Origin of the sequence: Candidatus Arthromitus sp. SFB-mouse-NL, from assembly GCF_000709435.1 — a bacterium.
In the GTDB taxonomy this organism is placed as follows: Bacteria; Bacillota; Clostridia; order Clostridiales; family Clostridiaceae; genus Dwaynesavagella.
On sequence record NZ_CP008713.1, the window covers coordinates 1,447,904 to 1,471,358 of the forward strand.

General features: G+C 25.9%; 15 protein-coding genes. 4 read left to right on the forward strand and 11 right to left on the reverse strand.

What is annotated here, in order from left to right:
- Nucleotides 1-2: 2 nt before the first annotated feature.
- Together tyrS and SFBMNL_RS06875 are read right to left on the reverse strand one after the other, a co-directional pair.
- Entirely contained in the window at nt 3-1,223 is a 1,221-nt protein-coding gene (gene tyrS / locus SFBMNL_RS06870) for a tyrosine--tRNA ligase (protein ID WP_005805234.1), read from the reverse strand.
- A gap of 158 nt (nt 1,224-1,381) precedes the next feature.
- Entirely contained in the window at nt 1,382-9,631 is an 8,250-nt protein-coding gene (locus tag SFBMNL_RS06875) for a glucoamylase family protein (RefSeq protein WP_042294993.1), read from the reverse strand.
- A gap of 302 nt (nt 9,632-9,933) precedes the next feature.
- On the opposite strand from SFBMNL_RS06875, the gene adhE reads away from it, so the two are divergent.
- Entirely contained in the window at nt 9,934-12,540 is a 2,607-nt protein-coding gene (gene adhE, locus SFBMNL_RS06880) for a bifunctional acetaldehyde-CoA/alcohol dehydrogenase (protein WP_042294995.1), read from the forward strand.
- An 11-nt stretch (nt 12,541-12,551) separates the two neighbouring features.
- On the opposite strand, the gene SFBMNL_RS06885 is transcribed toward adhE, so the two are convergent.
- Both SFBMNL_RS06885 and SFBMNL_RS06890 read right to left on the reverse strand, forming a co-directional pair.
- Nucleotides 12,552-13,196 carry an rRNA methyltransferase gene (locus SFBMNL_RS06885; protein ID WP_005805228.1) on the reverse strand — a complete coding sequence of 215 codons (645 nt, stop codon included), beginning with the start codon at nt 13,194-13,196 and terminating at the stop codon, nt 12,552-12,554.
- Nucleotides 13,197-13,256: 60 nt separating this feature from the next.
- Complete coding sequence (locus SFBMNL_RS06890) at nt 13,257-14,855, reverse strand: AbgT family transporter (protein WP_042294997.1); 1,599 nt, start codon at nt 14,853-14,855, stop codon at nt 13,257-13,259.
- A 158-nt stretch (nt 14,856-15,013) separates the two neighbouring features.
- Here SFBMNL_RS06890 and SFBMNL_RS06895 point away from each other — a divergent pair, with 158 nt between their 5' ends.
- Nucleotides 15,014-15,841, forward strand: coding sequence for a Cof-type HAD-IIB family hydrolase (locus SFBMNL_RS06895; protein WP_042294999.1), 828 nt, complete (start codon nt 15,014-15,016; stop codon nt 15,839-15,841).
- Nucleotides 15,842-15,851: 10 nt separating this feature from the next.
- On the opposite strand, the gene glmM is transcribed toward SFBMNL_RS06895, so the two are convergent.
- From glmM to cdaA, 7 genes are read right to left on the reverse strand one after another with little or no spacing between them, the layout of a single operon-like run.
- On the reverse strand, nt 15,852-17,207 hold the full coding sequence (gene glmM / locus SFBMNL_RS06900; protein ID WP_042295001.1) for a phosphoglucosamine mutase: 1,356 nt from the start codon (nt 17,205-17,207) through the stop codon (nt 15,852-15,854).
- Between the two features lie 15 nt (nt 17,208-17,222).
- Nucleotides 17,223-17,810, reverse strand: a complete 588-nt coding sequence (locus tag SFBMNL_RS06905; protein WP_242821474.1) for a 2-oxoacid:acceptor oxidoreductase family protein — start codon at nt 17,808-17,810, stop codon at nt 17,223-17,225.
- Complete coding sequence (locus SFBMNL_RS06910) at nt 17,761-18,492, reverse strand: thiamine pyrophosphate-dependent enzyme (protein WP_005805218.1); 732 nt, start codon at nt 18,490-18,492, stop codon at nt 17,761-17,763. The genes SFBMNL_RS06905 and SFBMNL_RS06910 overlap by 50 nt, the downstream gene beginning before the upstream one ends.
- Nucleotides 18,476-19,576 carry a 3-methyl-2-oxobutanoate dehydrogenase subunit VorB gene (gene vorB / locus SFBMNL_RS06915; protein WP_042295002.1) on the reverse strand — a complete coding sequence of 367 codons (1,101 nt, stop codon included), beginning with the start codon at nt 19,574-19,576 and terminating at the stop codon, nt 18,476-18,478. The genes SFBMNL_RS06910 and vorB overlap by 17 nt, the downstream gene beginning before the upstream one ends.
- A 5-nt stretch (nt 19,577-19,581) precedes the next feature.
- The gene (locus tag SFBMNL_RS06920) at nt 19,582-19,815 is read right to left on the reverse strand and encodes a 4Fe-4S dicluster domain-containing protein (protein WP_005805214.1); all 234 of its coding nucleotides are present in this window, start codon (nt 19,813-19,815) and stop codon (nt 19,582-19,584) included.
- 20 nt (nt 19,816-19,835) lie between these two features.
- The gene (locus tag SFBMNL_RS06925) at nt 19,836-20,798 is read right to left on the reverse strand and encodes a CdaR family protein (RefSeq protein WP_042295004.1); all 963 of its coding nucleotides are present in this window, start codon (nt 20,796-20,798) and stop codon (nt 19,836-19,838) included.
- The gene (cdaA, locus tag SFBMNL_RS06930) at nt 20,759-21,619 is read right to left on the reverse strand and encodes a diadenylate cyclase CdaA (protein WP_042295006.1); all 861 of its coding nucleotides are present in this window, start codon (nt 21,617-21,619) and stop codon (nt 20,759-20,761) included. The genes SFBMNL_RS06925 and cdaA overlap by 40 nt, the downstream gene beginning before the upstream one ends.
- A gap of 86 nt (nt 21,620-21,705) precedes the next feature.
- Here cdaA and SFBMNL_RS06935 point away from each other — a divergent pair, with 86 nt between their 5' ends.
- A complete protein-coding gene (locus SFBMNL_RS06935; protein WP_042295008.1) occupies nt 21,706-22,668 on the forward strand; it encodes a hypothetical protein in 963 nt (320 codons plus the stop codon).
- Between the two features lie 72 nt (nt 22,669-22,740).
- Entirely contained in the window at nt 22,741-23,442 is a 702-nt protein-coding gene (locus SFBMNL_RS06940; RefSeq protein WP_042295010.1) for a hypothetical protein, read from the forward strand.
- Nucleotides 23,443-23,455 lie beyond the last annotated feature (13 nt).

A 23,455-nucleotide genomic window follows, 5' to 3' on the forward strand; every position in this document is an offset into this window, starting at 1 on the left:
TTTTAATTTAATAAATTTAATATGTAGAAATTTTTCTTGCCTCTTTTTAAAATAACTTTCCCATCTTTAAAATGCTCTTTCTTTAATAAAAAATTTGAATCAGTTATCTTTTCATCATGTATTGAAACTCCACCCTGAGATATAAGTCTTCTTCCTTCAGACTTTGATGGTAATATCTTAAGATCAACCAAAACATCTAAAAATAAATTTCCACTTTCTTGAATCTTAATATAATAATTAAGTGCCCCTTCTAAATTTCCAATACCTGAAAATAAAGCTCTAGCTGCTTCTTGACATTTAATAGCCTCATCTTCACCATGTATTATTTTAGTAACCTCAAAGGCTAAAACCTCCTTAGCCTTATTTATTTCAGCACTCTCAACTTTACATAAATCTTCTATCTCATCTAATGGTAAAAATGTTAACATCTTTAATGTTCTCTCTACATCACCATCTCCAATATTTCTCCAATATTGATAAAAATCATATACAGATGTTTTTTCCTTATCAAGCCATACAGCACCACTCTCTGTCTTACCCATTTTTTTACCATCACTTGTAAGAAGTAAATTACACGTCAAAGCATACACCTGTTTACCTGTCTTCTTCTTAATTAAATCCATACCAGCTATCATATTTGACCATTGATCATCTCCTCCGAGTTGCATTATACAATTATACTTCTCATTTAAATACAAAAAATCATATGCTTGCATAATCATATAATTAAACTCAATAAAACTTAATCCCTTCTCAAGTCTCTGTTTAAAACACTCTGCTCTGAGCATATTATTAACAGAAAATTTGGTACCGATTTCCCTAAGGAAATCAATATAATTAAGTTTTAAAATCCAATCAGCATTATTAATCATAATAGCTTTATTATCCGAAAAATCTATAAACTTTTTCATTTGATTTTTTATCTTATGTAAATTATCACTTATTGTATCGACAGATAACATTTTTCTCATATCTACTTTACCTGTGGGATCACCAACCATAACAGTACCACCGCCAACAAGTACAATAGGTTTATGACCATACTTCTGCATATGAGACATAAACATAAGCGTCACAAAATGACCAACAGTTAAACTATCTGCTGTAGGATCATATCCTATATAAAAAACCACTTTTTCATCATTTACAAGTTTCTTTATTTCTTCTAAATGAGTGGCCTGTTTAATAAAACCCCGATTCTCTAATTCATTAAATAAACTCATACTAAATTCCTCTTATTCCAAAGTTTTATATGCTCATTATATCATAGAATAACATTTTATAATAGAAATCGTATCACCAATAGTAATATACTCTTTATTCATTATTAAAAAAATGACTTTTACACAGTTACAATGTGCAAAAGTCTCCAATAATAAATTTATATAGTTAAATCTATTATTTTTATATCTTTATCTTTAAATCTTATAAACTTATCTTTATATTTTTCACCATTTATTTTTAAACAATGATTATGTCCTTTTCTAACAACAATTCTAAAATATTCATTAAACAAACTACATTCTACTGTATAACTACTCCAAAAAGAGGGTATACGAGGTTCTATATAAAATCCATCCTTTCTCAGAATTATACCCAAAACCTCTTCAACAACTATCCTATAAAATAATGAAGAAATATAATTAAAATCCTCATTTACTACCTTAAATAAACTATTTCCCCTAAATAATAATTTGTATGGAATTAAATAAGGTTCATATCTATATATATTTACATCATTTCTACTTGTTGTTCTTAATATAGGGTTTAAAAACTTCATATACTTGTATGCCTTATCATTGAAATTAAGCCTAAGTAACTCTTTTACAAATAATAATAATGTTTTATTATTTTGAATACTATCAAATTCTTTTACAATATTAGTTGTTTTATCAAAATACTCCCTTACAAATCCTAAATCATCATTAACCAAATATTTTTCAATAGTAAACATTACCTTATCAATAGTATCTGGTATAATTCCCAAAGACAATACTTGTGGCAATAAATATACCTCATTATAAAATTTACTACTATCTTTAACATTTAAATTATTTATATAAAACTCTCCATTAAAACATTCATTTCTAATAAACTCTAATAAACCCTTCTTAGTTGCAATAATTAACTCCTTAGTACTTATATCACCCATATTTATAGATATATCCAAAAAAGAATCTAAAGTTTTGTATAACATAAATAATACTTTAGTTTCATTAATATCCATACCAATTAATGACCTAAATTCAACAAATTTATTTATAATTATCAAACATTTGTCATATATAGTAGAAAATTTAATCACTGAACTCTTATTATCATTATTATTTAAGAACTTTATATCCAAATTCAATAAATCAATATCATTAGTTACTTTTATATAATCAGTAACTAAATATACTAAATTTAATAAATCATATGGATTTGAATTTATTTCAAAATTTTTATTTAAATAACTCCATTTATCCTTAAATTTACCATCTTCATACATGTTTGAAAAAACTTTAATTATATTCCTTTTACTTTTATCAGGATTTATATAATTATAAATTAAACATTTTTCCATTAAATCAATACATGAATTCAATTCACCCTTAGATGAACTATTCAATAAAAATTTCTCATTAGTATTTTGATGTAATACCCAACCATTAATAAGAATATCTATAAAATCATCAGGAGTATTTATTTTAAATTTTTTATATTCCTTTTTTAACAACTCATCATTCTCATCATTCAATGCATCAAATAGAGTAGGATTTTTTATAAATTTATTAATTTCATTATTTATATTTTCAATATTATCATCGTAACCTAAAATTACATATACATTTTTTTCTTCATTAGACTTTAATTCTAAATCTCCTAAAATACATAAACATGACTCTGAAAATATGCCTGACAAATTACTAAGTTTATCCTTATACATACCAATAGGATTAAAATATCCTTTATTAATACCCAAAAACTCCCTCTTACTACCAGTAAAAGATACATTATCACATCCAAATAATTTTAAATAACTCTTAATATTACTAAAATCTTTAGATAAACTATTCTGTCCATACATATATTGTAAATCAAAATCTACATATGTATATAATTTTTTGGAATAATCATTGTTGGCAGACAATAATAGTGGTGCAAAATAACATACATTTAATAGCTTATCGTATGTAGAAAGATTCTTAAAATTAATTCTTATTACCTTATACTTCTTATCTTTAGGTATAAAATATTTAACTTCTGTTTGTAGATCATTATATTTATTTTTTATTTTAGTATAATTAAATGAATTATATACTACATAATCTTCACCATTGCTAATAGGATTTAATGTTGGAGACCATACCATATCTCCATCTTTTATATAAATGCACTCTCCCTTATAATTATAATTATCCTTCCCCAATTCTTCAGTAAGTAAAAATTCTCTACATTCAAAAGCCCAAGTGTTAACAAACCCTTTAGATGATATAATAGTGAAAATATATTTACTACTTAATATATTCCTATAATAATTTGGAGTTATATTTGTTTCATTCAGTTTGAGTATATACTCAAACTTATTTTGATCAAATCCTCCATAAGAATTATAAAATTTGAGTTTCCTCTTAGGCATATCATATTTTGTTACATTATCATAATTAACAATTTCATCAGATACTTCAAATAAATATTTACCAAATAAAGTACTATTACCAAATATATCATTATGATTATTACCTATTTCAACTAATCTATTACTTCTCTCTTCCCTTAAAATTTCTTGAAAATCCTTAATTTTAAACCCAATCTGGTTATATATACTCTCTCCTCCAGAAACTATATGTAAATTAGAAATATTTTTTACGATATCGCAAGCACTCTTATACAAACTAGATAAAATCACATATATACCATTATCCACATTTATTTTATCCTTCAAATTATACTTTAATATAATCCTATCTATTTCATTTTCTATATTTTTATCATAACTTATATAACTATTTAAAATTATCAAATTAATTTCTAACTTATTTATTGAAAAATAACAAAAAGCTTTAACTAAAATTTCTAAATTATCTAAATCTCTAAATGAATTAACCTCTATAGATAAAATTGGTATATTAGGATTAACATTATGTGAAGTTAGATCTTTAATATTTAACTTATTATTAATAACTTTATTATTATCTAATGAACCATATATTATAGATGATGTCATATAATTAAATAAAGATAATTCTACTAATGTTATATTTAAATTAGACATCATCGATTTTAAATTATATATATTATTCTGAAATAATCCATCCATAACATCTATATTTCTATATTTATCAATAATACTACATAAATCCATTTTACTTTCATTAATTGAGTTTAAAAAATATACACTTAAATGATCATATGGATCTAATTTTATTCTGCTCCTTAAACTCATAATAACATCATTACCATTTGAAATATAATTTCCATATGAAGATCCTGCATTCATAGAAATTGGAAATTGAATTGTTCCATTTCTTCCTATAAAGCCTTCTTTCTTACCTTCAAACTCTACATGGTTTAAATTACCATTATCAAAATATATACTATGACCTATAAATAAATCATTATTTTCATTACCACATATACATATATTATTATCATTAATATAATCTATACTATGATTTATAATATCACTTTCAAAATAACTAGTTATTTCTATATTCTTTTCATTAGGTGTTAAATTTTTTAATATTACCTTCCTTATCTCTATATTTTCATCTTTAGATACTGTAATCTCACTTATAACATTTATTGTTTTATTTTTACATATAAATCTAACCTTATTAAGATCAAATTCACATATATAATCTAAATTATCATTCTTACATGGCAAATATGTATTACTAAATAACTCATGCTCATCTAAATCTTTTATGTAAATATTCCCCCATGAATTCTCATTGGTAAAATCTCTACTTAATTTTGAAACATACTTACCTTTATATTTTAAATATCCTCCGCCACTACTGCTAATACACATAGAATAATCATCATTAGAGTAAATTTGCATATCACATATATCATTTTTTCGATATTTAACTACTCTAGGAATAAATTCATTTTCTAATGAATCTATGCTTCTCACAAAATTAAATTCATCATTATCTTTTTTAATATTTATATTTAAACTACTCTCATTTAATAATTCTCCTATACTTTGAACATCTACTATATTTTCAAACCTACTCTGAAATACGTCATCCATTAATAAATTTGAAAGTGCCATCAAACTCATTCCTTGATGATGTGCCATATAGTTTTTTACAATACAATATCCATTGTTATTGTTTATCCTAGATTTAGTAAAATCCAGAGCTTCGTAAAATCCATATCGTCCTAATGCTCCTAATTTACGCAAAACATTTAAATTCTTCATAGAACTTACGTAATCCACCATTAAACTCATTATGCTTGAATATGAACTCACAACTAAATTATCTAAATCTTTCTTAATAGACAAATTAGGAACTCCAAATGCCTTATACTGATAATTTAATTCACTATCTAATTCATAAAAACATGATTCTGATATGCCAAATGGTATCTTATTTAAACTTGCATATTTAATTTGTGATAACACACATCCCCTATACGTATCAAAAAACATAGTCCCAGGATATGCTCGCATATATAACATAGGCATTAAATATTCAAACATAGTTCCACTCCAAGATAATAAACTACAGGTACCATTTTGTTTAATCCCATTTCTTCCCAATTTAAACCAATGATCAATAGAAATATCCTCTTTAGCAATACCTAAAAAACTTGCAATCCTAACTTCTGACGCTAATAAATCATAACAATTTTCATCTAATCTATCGTTATCACAATCATATCCTATAGACAACAAATTTTTCCTATCATTATATAAAAATTTAAAATCCATTAAATTAATTTTACTAGATAATCTATCAATTAAAGAATATATATTACCCGTTAATCTCTTAATATTGTCCAATATATTCGAAATCCTTATATCTACCAATTCATTTCTAACAGAGGAATTATTATAATTAAGCTTATATTCTAAGATCTTTTTTTCAAGTTCATTTAAATTAACATCTATAAATAACTGACCAAACTTATTTATTTTAAAATTATTTATCTCATTGATATTACAAGTTAATCCAAGAATCTCATTCAAAAAACTATTTGAAGTTTCATTTATCTTTATATGCCAATACACATCATCACCATTTTTACTTAAACTATCAATATTCTTATTTGATTCATTTAACATATTCTTTAAAAAATTAATGTAACTACTATAATCCGTACACATAAATCCAGACGCTATAATATCTCTATATAAATGATCCTTGCTAAAATTACTTGATAAATAACTAAGTTCTTCAAAAGTTTTTATTAAGTCACTATGTATAATAGGCTTATTTAACATATCCTCTAATGATTTCCTAACCAAATAATAGCTAGCAAGCAAATTACCACTATCAACCGTAGAAATATATCTATTACAAAGTGAAATATTATTCTCTATATCATACCAATTATATAGATGCCCCCTATGCGTTGGAAGCATATCTATAGAATCTAATATATGTTTCAATTTATCTACCATATCGATAAGTGTTATAAACCCAAAATCTCTTCCCGATACAAAAGAAGTTAAACTCATTCCTATATTAGTAGGTGATGTTTTTTTAGCTACTCCAATAAATGGATCTTCCTGATAATTATCACATACCAAATAATTTGTGCTTTCATTTACAAAATCTTCAAAATAAGCAAAGATACTCCTTGATAACGATCTTAAAAATATATTTTGCTGACTACCAATACGTGGCTTTCTTATCCTATACTCCTGAGATAATCCATATGCAATAAATGGGGATAGTACAAATATAAACGATGGAATAATCATCTCATATAATTTATAATAAATACTTAATCCTAAAAATAATGATCCTAAAATTAAAGCTGGAAACATGAATATTAAATAATTTAACAATAAATTATTAGTTTCTTTCTCAACCTCACTAAATGATTTCCACTCCAATAAATTTTTCTTTGTAAAAATAAGTCTAACAAAAACCCTAACCATAGCATCAAAAGTTATATATGCCTGATATGGTATAATCGAAAACATTACGAAACTCTGTATCAGTCTATCTTTTAATTCATTAAAACTAAATAATATTTTATCACTTGATACTTTAATCAAATTAATAGATGGTATAGTTAAAATAAATGGAAATATTATCCCTAAAGTTAATATACCGTAATATAAATTTTTCTGTCTTACTCCTATAAAAAACAATCCAATGATAAGAATTAAATAGCTTATAGGTAATAAAATCTTCCTCAAATTATCTAATATTTTATATTTAGAAAGATTATTAATGCCTCGTCCGTTTATTAAATAAGGTATTAATTGTAAATCTCCCCTATTCCATCTGTGTAATCTCATGAAATTAGATAAAATATTCGATGGGAAAGACTCTTGAAGTTCAATGTCAGAACTAAAGGAAACTCTTGAAAAACATCCCTCTATTAAGTCATGACTTAATATTCTATTTTCAGGTATAACATCCCATAATACCTTATCAAAAACATCTATATCTATAATTCCCTTTCCAATAAATATACTCTCGAAGAAAATATCATGATATATATTAGAAACACTTGAATTATATGAAGATGTTTCCGTATTACCGCAAAATAATCTCGAATAAATAGTATTTAAAGAACTCTTAAATGAAATCGACACTTTAGGTTGGACTATACCATATCCTCGTACAACCTTATTTTTATTATTTATATTTTTAACAACGGCTCTATTTAAAATATGATCTATTGCTCCAATTAACTTAAAAGCTGAATTTTTTATAAGTTTAGTATCAGAATCAATTGAAATTATATATTTTACATTCTTTAGTTCCTCATAATCTAAAATATTATTTTTATAACTGCTCTCCCTACCCTTGAGAAATTTTATAAATTCCATAATTTTGCCACGTTTACGTTCCCATCCCATATAAACCTTATTGCTTTCATTATAAATCTTATCCCTTATGAAAATATAAAACTTTTTATTGTGAAATTTATATTTACTATTTAAATCTTCAATTAATTTATTCACATATTCTAAAATTATACTATCTTCAGATTTATCATAAGAAATTGTATCAGTATAATCCAATAATAAAGAAAAATATAAATTATTATTTCTATTACATATATATGCTAATTCTAAATTTTTTACAATATCTTCCATATCTGATTTATTAGTCAATAATGCTGGAATAACAATAACTGTCTTTGAAGTATCTGGTATTTTCTTAGAATAATCCATTTTAGGCACAAATCTTTTCTCTACTTTAGCTAAAAATATATAATTAATAAAATTAATCCATATATCACTAACTATTAACAATATAAAAAAACTAAAAATAAACAAAATATACTTATTTTTAAACACATTATTTAAACTATACAATATGGCTACTCCGCTTAATATTATTGAAGAAAATATACATAAAAAATAATTTATTCTATTACTTATAATATTTCTTTTAACCTTATTAAATCTATAACTTCCATTATCAATTAAATAATATCCAATATGCCTAGAATAACTAGTATCTCCATTAGAACTTAACTTCACAATGTTCACTGCTTCTTCATATTCATTTAATTTATTTATTTTACACAATTTTTGCAAAACATATCTATAATGATTTCTACTTTCATAATCCATATTAGGATATACCCCAGATGGATCTTTTAAAAACTCTTTATGAACAGAGCTAACTTTCTCTAATTGAAGTTTCCAATTAAAATCAGATAAATCTTTTAAATGCTGTATATAAATACTTATTCTAATCCTATTATCTTTCAAATTATCTAAATTTTTTTCTTTAAATTTCTCATAAGTTAATTTTTCATTATTCAATATATTATCTAAAAATTTATTTATCAAATTATTATCAATTCTATTATCTTCCACAAGTTTCATAAAATAATCCAATGTATATAAAGAAATATTATTTTTTAATAAATATGATAATTTATTTGAAACTAATTTAAACCTTCCATTGTTTATATATTTAATAACATTATTAAATAACTTATAACCTTTATAATAATCCTCTTCAATTTTTCTTATATCATTTGCTAAATTAAATATTTTTTCTAATACTACATAATTTAAAAAAAACGGTATACTCCATAATTCATCTAAACTCGGTTTATACTTACTCTCATATAAGTTCAATTCATTAAAAAATTCTTCCTCTCGCAAAACAGTTTTTAAATTATTACAAAAATCGTTACAAAATAAATAAACACTAGGAAAATAAATATCATTTAATTTTATACAATTAAATTTTCCATTTCTAAAATACTTGCTCTCTAATAAATTAGTAATCCTATTTTGAATATACAAAAAATTATCCGTTAACCATAAAGAAGCTTCAGTTACATTACATCCCAAAGATTTTACTAACTCAATATACTTTATATTATCTAAAAACATCTTATTTTTACCCTTAAATGTACTAGCTAAATTAACTCTTTTTCTATAAATATTACTATATAAAATGTTCTCATCTGATAACATGCCATTTATCATATTATATCCCCTTTTCTAGTTAAAGACTGTAGCTTTTCCTATGATTTTTTGAAATATATTCTATTATTACCAATTTTTTATTATATATTCACTTTTTAACATTAATCCAATAATTAACTATTGATGTTTTTAAAACATTAGTGATATAATAAATTTGTTATTAAAATAACACTATAGGTTATTTTAATAACAAATATGAATATTTTCTTATTAAAAATAGTAATATAATTAAGTAATTGCTGCTATTATTTAGTACTACTATCTATTACTTAATAATTTAGAATTGGAGGATAATAATATCAATGAAATCAAAAAATCAAATACAAGAAAAAGAAACTTCAAATATAAGCTTAGTTATTAATTCTCTAGTAAATAATGCTAAAAAAGCTGAACAAAAACTTTTGAAATTAAATCAAAATCAAATAGATAAAATTGTATCAGCTATGTGTATTGCTGGTGCTGATAAAAACATAGAATTATCAAAATTAGCTATCGAAGAAACTAAACGTGGAGTTTTTGAAGACAAGGTTATTAAAAACCTTTTTGCTACTGAATACATTCATCATGATATTAAACATATTAAAACTGTTGGAATTATAAATGATGATCCAACTAAAGATTATTTTAATGTTGCTGAACCAGTTGGTATTATCGCTGGGGTTACTCCAGTTACAAATCCAACATCAACTGCTATGTTTAAAGCTATAATATCAATCAAAACAAGAAATCCAATAATATTTGCATTCCATCCGTCCGCCCAAAAATGTAGTTCAGAAGCTGCTAGAGTAGTTTATGAAGCTGCTATATCTGCTGGGGCTCCAGAACACTGCATTCAATGGATAAACGAACCATCCATCGAAGCTACTAATTTACTAATGAATCATCCAGAAATAGCTCTCATTTTGGCAACAGGTGGATCCGGAATGGTTAAATCTGCATATAGTTGTGGAAAACCTGCTTTAGGAGTTGGCCCTGGAAATGTTCCAGCTTATCTTGAGAAAACTTGTAACCTTCAGAGAGCTGTATCAGATATCATCATATCCAAAACTTTTGATAATGGTATGATTTGTGCATCAGAACAAACTGCTGTAGTAGATGAAGAAATCTCAAAATATTTTGAAAAATTAATGAAAGAATTAAATTGCCATTTATGTTCTGAAGATGAAATTAAAAAACTCGAAAAATATGCATTTCCTGAAGACAAAAACTCTTGTGTCTTAAATGCCAATATAGTCGGAAAATCAGCTAATGAGATAGCTAAAGAAGCTGGTTTTGAAGTTCCTGAAAAAACAAAGATATTAATTGCAAAAATAGATTCTATAGGCTCTAACTCTCCTCTATCACGTGAAAAATTAAGTCCTATTCTCTCATATATCATTGTTAAAAACTCTGATGAAGGAATCGAAAAATCTTGCCAAATAGTCGAGTTTGGAGGTCTTGGACATTCTGTAGCTATTCATTCATCCAATGAAGATATTATTAAAAAGTTCTCAGAAAAAGTTAAAGCTGGAAGAATAGTTGTAAACTCACCATCAACTCATGGAGCTATAGGTGATTTATATAATTCAAATAGAGCATCCCTAACATTAGGATGTGGTTCTTACGGTAAAAATTCGATAATATCTAACGTTACATGTGAGAATTTAATCAATCTAAAGAGAGTCGCAAGGAGAAAAACTAATATGCAACGATTTAAAATACCAAAGAAAATATTCTTCGAATGGGGTTCTACCTCATACCTAGAAAAAATGCCTGATATATCTAAAATAATGATAATTACTGATGCTGGAATGGTCAATCTTGGATATGCAGATATAGTTGTAAATCACTTAAATAACAGAATAGATAAAGTAAGTATTGAAATTTTCTCTGATGTTGAACCAGATCCATCTGTTGAAACTGTATTTAATGGTGTTAAAGCTATGAACAGATTTAAACCTGATTGTATCATTGCTTTAGGTGGAGGATCTGCAATAGATGCCGCAAAATCTATGTGGTTATTCTATGAACACCCAGAAATAAACTTCAATGATATAAAACTAAAATTTGTTGATATTAGAAAAAGAATTTACAAATTCCCTAAACTTGGTAATAAAGCTCAATTAGTTGCAATACCTACAACATCTGGAACAGGATCAGAAGTTACTTCATTCTCAGTAATTAGTGATAAAACTAAAAATATCAAATACCCTCTAGCTGATTATGAATTAACTCCTAATGTAGCTATAATAGATCCTCAATTTGTTATGAGCTTGCCAAAATCTGTTACAGCAGACACTGGACTTGATGTTTTAACTCATGCAATTGAAGCATATGTTTCAATATTAGCATCAGATTATACAGATGCCTTAGCTATAAAAGCTATACAATTAGTATTTGAATACTTACCAAGAGCATTTAAAAATGGAAATAATGATAAAGTTGCTCGTGAAAAAATGCATAACGCTTCTTCTATAGCTGGAATGGCATTTACAAACGCCTTTCTAGGTATAAATCACTCACTTGCTCATAAACTTGGAGGAGAATTCCATATACCTCATGGACGTGCAAATGCTATACTCTTACCTCATGTAATTAAATTTAACTCTGAAACACCAACAAAACTTCCATCATTCCCTAAATATGAGAAGTTTATTGCACATGAAAAATATGCAGAGATTTCAAGATCTCTAGGACTTAAAGCTTCTACTACAGAAGAAGGTGTTAATAGTCTAATTAGTTCTATTAAAAAACTTATGAGTGAACTTGAAATGCCGACAAAAATTTCTGAATGTAATATAAATAAAGAAGAATATATGAGCAAAATAGAATTACTTGCTCTCAAAGCATTCGATGATCAATGTACTGGGGCAAATCCAAGATATCCTCTTGTTGAAGAATTACACGAAATATACAAAAATATATACTAAAAAAGAGTGTATCACTGCACTCTTTTCTTATAACCATTTATAATATAAAATTCTCTTCTATTACTCTCACCTAAAACTTTAGCCCACTTGCTCTCAAAAGGAATATCATCCTTTAATATTAAATTAATCTCTTCTATTTCTATATTATATTTATAATATAACGGTCTAAAAATATTTCTAAAATACTCATCATTAAATAAAGGCAAATTCCTCTTCTCTATCTCCATCTTTTCAAATTTATCATTATAGGAAAAACATATTTTAATCATTCCACCATCTATCAATAATTTAGATATATTATGTACAATACCTAGTTCTTCCTTAAATAAACCTTCAAGTAAACTACCCCAAGGTAAATTTATATAAACTTCTGAAAACATATTATATAATAAGTTATCTATATTCTGAACATTCATAATAATATAAATTAAATTACTTACCTTATTTTTATATTGCTTAATTGCATACTTTTTCATAGAATTTCCACAAGAATCTAACCCAATATAAAAATTATTTTTATTATCCAATGCACTAAAATATACAAATGCTCCCTGTCCTGTACCCAAATCAATTATCAACTTATCATACGACTTTATCTTATCTAAAAAATCCTCATTACCTAACTCAATTTCCTTACTACTCCTAAGTATCCTCATAATTCACCTCAATAAATAAGGATAATTTAACCAAAATTAAATTATCCTAAAATCTAGAAATTATTTTAAAAATATAAACGCTTCTGGTCCCAAAGGTAATTTTAAAACCATCCATAATACTAATAATGTGATCCAACTTACTAAGAAAGCTATCGAATATGGCAACATTAATGATATTAATGTACCTATTCCACTTTTTTTATCATATTTCTTAACAAGCATTGCAATTATTGGGAAATATGGAAGCAGTGGAGTTATTATATTTGTAGTTGAATCACCTATTCTGTATGCCATCTGAGTAAACTCTGGACTATAACCTAGCCTCATAAATAATGGAACAAACACAGGAGCTATTATGGCCCACTTAGCTGATGCACTTCCTATAAATAAATTTATAAAACCAGTTATAATTATAAATCCTATTATGAGCGGTATTCCTACAAACCCTATATTCTCTAGAATTTCAGCTCCATCTACTGCAATTATTGTAGCAATCTTACTTTTCTCAAATAAATTTATAAACTGTGCTGCAAAGAATGACAATACCAAATATGACCCCATAGATGACATAGATTTTGACATAGCATTGATGATATCACTATCTTTCTTAATTTTCCCTGATCCAATCCCAAAAAACACTCCAGGAATTAAAAATAACAGCGCAAGTATAACAACAATACCACTAATAAATGGTGATTTATTAATTATTGAACCTGTCTCTGGATTCCTAAGCATCCCACCAGGCAAAAGTCCTATTCCAATTATGATACAAAATACCAATAAAGAAATTCCTGCATATAAAAGACCTTTTTTTTCACTTTTAGTAAACTTAAATGAATTCTCATCTTGAACTTCAACTTGCTCAACTAAATTATCAGGATTTTGATTTTTTTCAAGTCTTGGAATTATTACATATTCGGTTATAAGTGTTCCAACTATAGTTATTAAAAAAGTAGAAACTACCATAAAATAATAATTACTTGTTGGATTTACCATATATGATGGATCTATTATATTTGCTGCTGATTGACTAAGTCCACTTAATAATGGATCTATAGTTCCTATAAGAAGATTTGCTGAAAATCCCCCAGAAACACCAGCAAAAGCAGCAGCAATACCGGCTATAGGATTTCTACCAAAACTCTTAAATATTATAGCACCTAGTGGAACTAACACAACATATCCGGCATCAGAAGCTACATTAGACAAAACTCCTAAAAACACAACAACAATTGTTATCAATCTTTTTGGAGTGCTTAATATAAGTTTCTTTATTAAAGCATCTATTAAACCAGTTCCTTCAGCCACTCCAACTCCGAGCATAGAAACCAACACGACACCTAAGGGCGCAAAACTTGTAAAATTAGTAACTATACTGGTCAGAAAATTAGACATAGCTTCTTTTGTAAGTAAATTTGTTACCTGAACTTTAACTGCCTCAGATACACCATCTTTTAATGTTTCATACTCAGCTACAATGTTCATATTACTTAAAATATAAGAAGCAATAACAGTTATTATACTTAATAAAACAAACAATGTTACTGGATCTGGTAACTTATTACCTACAACCTCAATAAAATTAAGACTTTTATTAAGTATCCCAACTTTTTTATTATCTAATGAATGTTTCTCTTTTCTACTTCTTTTTTGAGTCAAATTATTTATCTTCCTTTCATTTATAAATATTTTAAATTATAATACTAATATCTCAATATTATTTTAGTATTTGAACAATTATTATACAATATTATTATAAATATCTCAATGAAAAAAACATTTTTTTGTTAAATTATATAATTAAAGGAGATTTTTAAATGTCAAATATAAAACTTTGCGTATTTGATTTAGATGGTACACTTTTAAATTCTAACAAGGAAATTACAAAGGAAACACTACAAGCTTTGCAAAAACTAAAAAATAAAAATATACAATACACAATAGCAACTGGAAGAATAGACATCCTCGCTAGAAAGTATCAAAAACAAATAAAATCCAACTTACCTATAATATCCTGTAATGGATCTCTCATACGTGATTTATCTAATAATATACTTTATAAAAAATCTTTAGATTTCAATATTGTTAAAAATTTAGTAGACTTCTATAATTTAAATAATCTAAACTTTATGTTATATACTGAAACTGCTATATTAAGTACGCCCAATAATCCAAGATTAAAATTACTAGAAAAACTAAATCTATCATCGGATCTAAAAGATAAATTTGAAGTTGAAATAATACATAAAGATATACAAAACTATTCTAATCTATCATTTTTAAAATCACTAACACACATAGATAATAGAGAAAAACTTTTAAATATAGAATCTCAATTAAATAAAAAATTTAAAAATTTATCTATTGTATCATCAGATGAAAAATTACTCGATATAATGCCTCCAGGTGTAAATAAAGGAACTGCACTCCATAATTTATGTAAAATATTAGACATCGATAAAAATGAAATTATTGTATTTGGTGATAACTTTAACGATATAGAAATGATTAATTTTGCACATATATCTGTTGTCCCTTCAAACGGTGAACAACATATAAAAAATATGGCAACATATGTAACAAAAAGTAACGACGATAATGGTATTGCCTTTGCAATAAATGAATTCATACTAAAGAGTGTGTAGTATAAAAATACTACACACTCTTTAATTTAAAATTAATAGCCCCTACAATATCATCAACAATATTTTTAATCATATCCATATCTTCACCTTCAGCCATGATCCTAATTAAATTCTCTGTTCCGGATTCTCTAACTAAAATTCTACCATTCCCTGAAAGCTCATTCTCATATCTATTTATCAAGTCATTAACTTCTTTATCCTCTTTATATATCCTTTTATTAAATTCATCAACCTCTATATTAACTAATAATTGTGGAAATTCCTTTATAACTGAACATAAATCTTTTAAACTCTTTCCTTTTTCCTTAACTATCTTGCTTATTATTAAAGATGTTAAAATTCCATCACCTGTTTTATTATCAAAAAGTATTATGTGCCCAGATTGCTCTCCTCCAACTACATAATCATTCTCATTCATGTTTTGAAAAACATACTTATCTCCAACACCTACTGTAGATATAGATATATCAAACTTATCTAAAGATTTATAAAGTCCCAAATTACTCATAACTGTTACGACTATTGTATTCTTATTTAAAATTCCTTGTTCCTTAAAATAAATAGCAATTAAACCCATTATATGATCACCATTTATTATATTACCCTCATGATCAACAGCTAAGCATCTATCTGCATCTCCATCATATGCAAATCCTAAATCGCAATTATTTTCAACAACAAATTTAGATATCTCATCCATATATGTAGATCCACATTTATTATTAATATTAACCCCATTAGGATAATCGTTTATAATCAAAAACTCAGCACCTGTAGCCTCAAATACTCTTCTTGCAATAGAATAAGCTGCACCATTAGCACAATCTACACCAATTTTCAACCCACTTAAATCATTTTTTCCCAAATTACTCAACAAAAAATCAATGTAATCGGTAATCATTTCACTAGAAAATTCAATTTTACCAATATCATCAAAACCATCCATATTGCTAACATTTAATAAATTAAAATACAAATTCTCAATTTCATTTTCTAAATCATCATTAAGTTTTACACCATTACTATCAAAAAACTTTATTCCATTATACTCATATGGATTATGTGATGCAGAAATCATAACACCACCAAGCAACTTAAATTTTTGAATTAAATAAGCTATAGCTGGTGTAGGAACATTCGATACTCTTATAACATCTATACCAGTAGATGCTATACCTGCACATATACTATACTCAATCATAGAGCTTGAAATTCTTGTATCAATGCCCACAACTATTTTTCTATTATCTATCACACCTTTAGATAATACCTTAGCTCCACACTTACCAATATTATAAGCAAGTTCTCCAGTTAATTTAATATTTGCGATTCCTCTAATACCATCCGTACCAAATAATTTACCCATAAATTAACTCCTTATTTACACAAAATCATATCCTATTTTCAAAGCCCTTTTATTATCTTCAATACTAAATTTAGCATTAGTATAACTAGTAAAAACATCAAATATAGAATCCATAGATATTTTATTCATAACCTTAATTAAAGATCCAAGCATAACAATATTCCCAAAAACCTTTTCTGATATACTTTTAGCCATACTCTGAATAGGTATATCCAAATAATTAACACTTGATCTTCTATTATATGATTTAACTATATCTGAGTTAATAAGCATAAATCCACTATCCAAAACCTTACTTTCATATTTATTAAAAGATGGATAATTCATAGCAACCATGTATTTAGGCCTAAGTACAATCGGCGATAAAATCTTTCTATCACTCATTACAACAGAACAACTTGCTGTTCCTCCTCTCATTTCTGGGCCATAGGATGGGAACCATGTAACATTTAATCCACTCTCAAGTGCAGCATAAGACAACATTTTTGATATAAATAATATACCTTGTCCCCCAAAACCAGAAAATAAAACTTCCAAATTCATATTATCAACTCTATTCCTTAAATATTTTAATATCAAATTCTTTACACATATTCTCTTCAACCCATTTTAATGAATCTACTGCACTTTTTCCCCAATTAGTTGGGCATGTTGATAATATTTCTATTAAACAAAACCCTTCACCATTTCTAACATACTCAAAAGCTTTACTTATGGACTTTTTAGTATTTATAATACCCTTTAAATTATGAGTTGAAACTCTTTCCAAATATCTAACACTCTCTATAGTTTCAAGCATTTCACATATCTTAATAGGAGTACCATAATGATCCTTATTTCTACCCATAGGAGTAGTCTCTGTAACCTGACCATTTAACGTCGTAGGTGCCATTTGCCCTCCTGTCATTCCATAGGTTCCATTATTTATAAATATAACAACTATATTTTCTCCTCTTGAAGCTGCATGTATAATTTCAGAAGTCCCTATAGCAGCCAAATCCCCGTCCCCTTGATAAGTAAATACAACTCTATCTTTTAAAAGCCTTGACACAGCAGTTGCTACTGATGGTGCTCGTCCATGTGCCGCACTAATAAAATCACAATTTATATACTCATATATAAAAACTGAACATCCTACTGATGCAATCCCAACTGATTTATCTAATATATCAAGCTCATCTAAGACTTCAGCAATAATATTATTTATTATTCCATGAGTACATCCTGGACAATAATGACTCTTAACATCTATAATTCCTTTAGAAGGTTTAAACTTTATACTCATTAACTTCTCCTTTAATAATACCTTTCACATATTTGATTACACTCTCATAATCTATTATATCTCCAGAAACCTCTGCATAAGAATAAACTTTATTATTACCATAAGAAGATAAAATTACATCTTCAATCATTTGTCCAAAATTCATCTCAACACATAAAAATCCATATTTAGTATTCTCAGACATATGCTTTATAATATCATAAGGAAATGGCCATAAAGTTATGGGTCTAATTATACCAACTTCTATATTTTCCTTCTTTAATTCCTCAGCAGCTTTTTCACATGTTCTTGAAATCATGCCAAAACATACCAAAATAATATCTACTTTTTTATCTAAATAAATTTTTTCATATCTAATCTCATTTTTCTTTATTTGTAAATATTTATTACTAAGATTATCCATATGCCTCTTCAAATCATCATTATCTAAATTTAATGATTTTATTATATTTCTATTCTTCCTATGTAATTTACCATTTGAACTCCATGGCTTTAAGCTTATTATATCACTTAACGTATGCACCTTATCTTCATATTCATCCTCTATATCTAATGACTCCATAACTTGTCCGAGAGTACCATCTAAAAATATAATTACTGGATTTCTATATTTATCAGCTAAATCAAACGCCTCTATCGTTAAATCATATATTTCTTGAACACTGTTTGGCGCTAAAACAATGGCTCTAACTCCTCCATGCCCCAATCCTTTAGTCATAAAAAAATAGTCCTGTTGAGAAGGTTGTATTCCTCCTAGTCCTGGTCCAACACGGCACACATTAACTATAACGCATGGAAGTTCAGATCCAACTATATAAGATATACCTTCCGCTTTTAAACTCATTCCAGGACTAGCTGTTGAAGTCATAACCCTAAATCCTGCTGCTGCTGCTCCATAAACCATATTAATCGCAGAAATTTCACTCTCAGCTTGAATAATTAGCCTATTATGTTCCGGCATTTTTTTTGATAAATATGCAACTAGCTCTGTCTGCGGAGTTATAGGATATCCAAAAAACGCATTACATCCAGCTCTTATAGTAGCCTTCCCTAAAGCTTCACATCCTTTACATAAAATTCTCAATATTATTACCCCTCATTATTAATTATAGTTATTACTGAATCTGGACATATCCTAAAACAAGATCCACATCCTATACATTTTTTTTGATTATCTAAAGTTATCCTAGCAAAATTATATCCTATTATATTTAAATTATCTGACATACTTATTATCCCTTTAGGACAAAATGTCTCACATAATCTACATCCTTTACACCTATCTTCCCTAAATAATACTTTATAAATAATTATCACCTCTATTCTAACATTAAAATTTAATTCTACTGATCAATTTTACTAACCTTAACTTTTATAACTACAGAATTTTTATTATCAATAGTTTCTATACCACTTGCTATCTTAAAAGGTACTTCTATTATGGAGTTTTCAGTTATTTCTGACAAATTTACACTCTCAGATGAAATTTTATATATATTTGATATAACATCCTCTATACCTATTATTTTTATTACCTTAGGAATAACTTCAACACTTTCTAGTTTCAACCCTTCTGGTAAATTATTAATAAATGGTACATCAATTTCTACTTCTTTCATAGCCCTAACCATAATATACATCTCTACAACATCTGGATATATATCTAAAAACTCATTTATTTCCTTACCATCTTTATTTAAAAATTTAACCTTTAAACTCTGATATATATCCTGTTTTAAATCAGTAAAACTTGCGTTAACAACTGCTTTATCTACTTCATTTACATATTTAGATGCTCCCGATACTATAACATATTCAGGAGTTATTACAGGTTCAAAAGAATAAAATCCATCTATATTAACATTATCAATTACTTTATCTATAGATACTCTTTTCTCAACAAATTCATCTATTTGAACTTTAATATCCAAATCATTAGGCTTTGTTATAGATATATTTTGAGGAATACTCCTTATATATCCCCTAACTATATTTTCACCCTTTTGAAGATCATATAAGCTTAAGTCTAAAAATATCTCAAAATTATCAGGTTTCAAATTATAAATATCATTTGCCTTACCTTCTACACTCAAATTAACCGTAAATTTTTGATTAGGTAAAACAATCAATCCATTTTTCTTAAGACTCAAACTATTTATAACATTAACAGGTATATTATAAACTTTAGTAGTTAATACAGGATTCAAAGAGATAACTATATATACCCAAAGTATAAATGAAATTACAAAACATAATATCTTCACAATTATTCCTTGTGTTTGTTTTTTACTTTTCCCCTTATCCAACCTTTTACCCTACCTTTAAATGATGATGTTTTTAAGCTATTATACTCAAACATCCTATTTAGTAAAGAATTTAACTTTTCAAAATCATAATTTCTAGTCATCTTACCATTTACGAATAAAGATATAATTCCTGTTTCTTCTGATACCACAATAACAGCAGAATCACTTACCTCGGATATACCAAGAGCAGCCCTATGACGTGTCCCCAAACTCTTATCTATATTTTGATAACTCAACGGAAGGAAACAACCAGCCGCCTCAATTAAACCACCCTTTATAACTATAGCTCCATCATGAAGAGGACTATTAGGAAAAAATATAGTCTCTATTAACTCAGATTTTACCTTCGAATTAATCGTTGTACCACTCTCTATAATATCTCCAAGTTTTGTATTTCTCTCGATTACAATCAATGCTCCAATATTTTTATTAGACATGTTCGCAATAGCTTTACATATTTCCACTATAAAATCATTTTTAATATACTCATAATTTTTATTATATCTATTTCTATCTGAAAATGCACTCCTGCCTAAATGTTCTAAAGCCTTTCTTATCTCTGGTTGAAACAATATAACAATTGTCAAAACTCCTATAGTTAAAGTATTTTTTAATATTGAATATACCATAGTTAAATTTAAAAGATAACTAATAGGCATAAGAAATAACATAAATAAAATACCCTTTAACAATTGTTCCGCTCTTGTTTCTTTTATTAACATGTAAACCTTATATAAAGCATATGCTACTATAGATATATCTATTAAATCAAATAGATTAATATTTTTTATAGTATTAAAAACTATATTTAAAAAACCCAATTATTTACCTCTTTTTTCTTTTTTAAGAATTTATTAACTAAATAAATAATATAATAAACTAACTAATTTTAAAAGGGGAGAAAATTTTGTATATAAAAAAAAATCTATTTAAATTTATATCCATATTCCTATTTGTTATTTTTTTTAGTATATGTTGTTTTATAACATACTTAATTATAAAGAAAGAACATAACCATAAATATAAATTAGATTCCTATATATCATATCTAAATAGCACATATAAAATTTTAGATGATGATATAAATTCCGAGGAAAACATAAATAAATCTCTTGATAACATAAATATAATGCAAAAATCTAAAAAAAATTTAAATACATCTATGAAATTAAATGAGATAGAAACATTTAATCACCTAATACATTCCTCTGAATTATATATTAAACAATTACAAAACCTCAAAAATGACAAAAACACTATAAATGAAAATATAGTTTCCTTAAAAAACTATTTTGACGATATATTATCTAGTCTGAAATCTTTACCCGCAAATTCAAATTTATTAAATGAAATAATTGAAACAATCACAAATGTACAAACTGCATATGAAAATAATTTTTATACAGAAAAAATAAACTCCATATCAAATGTAAACTTACATAATTTTATAAATAAACTCAATTCTATACTGTATGATTTTCTCCCACTTATGGAAAACATAGAGGAAAAACTAAATCAGGCTAGAGAAAATAAATATGATTATCAGCTAATTATTAATAAGTTAGAAAAAAATCTAACTGTAAATGATAATCTTAAAATATCTTTGTCGAAATTACCTATTCCACAAAATGGACTCAATTTATACCATCAAATGGAGGAAATCTTAGAAACATACAATGAATATAATACAAAATTAAAATACTGTATTAAAAATGAAAATTTATCAAAAAAAGAAGAATTGACTAAAGAATTTATAGGTAAAATATATGAACAGACAGATTATATATATTCAAAACTTTTAAACCAATATAACACCTTAAAGCATAAAATAGATTCTAAATTAAGTATCTCAACTTACTTATATAAATAAACTAATAATTTTCAAAATTTTTGTACAAAATAAAAACGATTGACTATACCTTTAAATTTTTCGGAGGTATTTATGAACAATTTAAAATTTATAGCATTAAGTTTATCGTTAGGTACAATGACAATAATTCTTCCTTTCATAAACACACAAGCCCTACCTATATATGATGATACTAATGAAAAACAAATAATTACTCCATTAAATATGTTTAATACTGAAAACAAACACATCAAAAGAAACCAAAAGGAAGAAATGAGTGAAATCTTAGTAAAATTATATAATAATTATAATGCAATTTTAAAGAGAGGTCTGGAAATAAATGATGTGAAAAATTCAGATCTATATTTTAATATAACCAAACAAAAATCTAATATAAAAGAATTATTGTATGATATTATAAATTATCCGTACTATATTGTTAATTCAGAAATAGAACAGAATTTTTTAAAATCTAATATATCATTTTGCAACTTAAGTAAAATATATATACAAGAAGAAAATTTAAATCGCATATTCAATATTACAAATATAGATGAGATAAAATATGATTTAAATAATATATTAGATATTATAACATTATCCGTAGATATAGTAAAAATTTTTGAAGGAGAATATAATAATGACTTCTTAAATGAAAGTACTCTCCATCTAAATTTCTTAGTTCATAATAACATATATGATATGGATTCATTCAATGAAAATAAATATACTATTAAAAATTTAATAAATAAAATATCTTCATATATTGATAATATTTTAGTAGAATATAAATAATAAAAGAGATGCT

Coding starts and splice junctions, on each gene's coding strand:
- tyrS (WP_005805234.1), bottom strand. CDS start 1,223: ATGAGTTTATTTAATGAATTAGAGAATCGGGGTTTTATTAAACAGGCC.
- SFBMNL_RS06875 (WP_042294993.1), bottom strand. CDS start 9,631: ATGATAAATGGCATGTTATCAGATGAGAACATTTTATATAGTAATATT.
- adhE (WP_042294995.1), top strand. CDS start 9,934: ATGAAATCAAAAAATCAAATACAAGAAAAAGAAACTTCAAATATAAGC.
- SFBMNL_RS06885 (WP_005805228.1), bottom strand. CDS start 13,196: ATGAGGATACTTAGGAGTAGTAAGGAAATTGAGTTAGGTAATGAGGAT.
- SFBMNL_RS06895 (WP_042294999.1), top strand. CDS start 15,014: ATGTCAAATATAAAACTTTGCGTATTTGATTTAGATGGTACACTTTTA.
- glmM (WP_042295001.1), bottom strand. CDS start 17,207: ATGGGTAAATTATTTGGTACGGATGGTATTAGAGGAATCGCAAATATT.
- SFBMNL_RS06910 (WP_005805218.1), bottom strand. CDS start 18,492: ATGAGTATAAAGTTTAAACCTTCTAAAGGAATTATAGATGTTAAGAGT.
- SFBMNL_RS06940 (WP_042295010.1), top strand. CDS start 22,741: ATGAACAATTTAAAATTTATAGCATTAAGTTTATCGTTAGGTACAATG.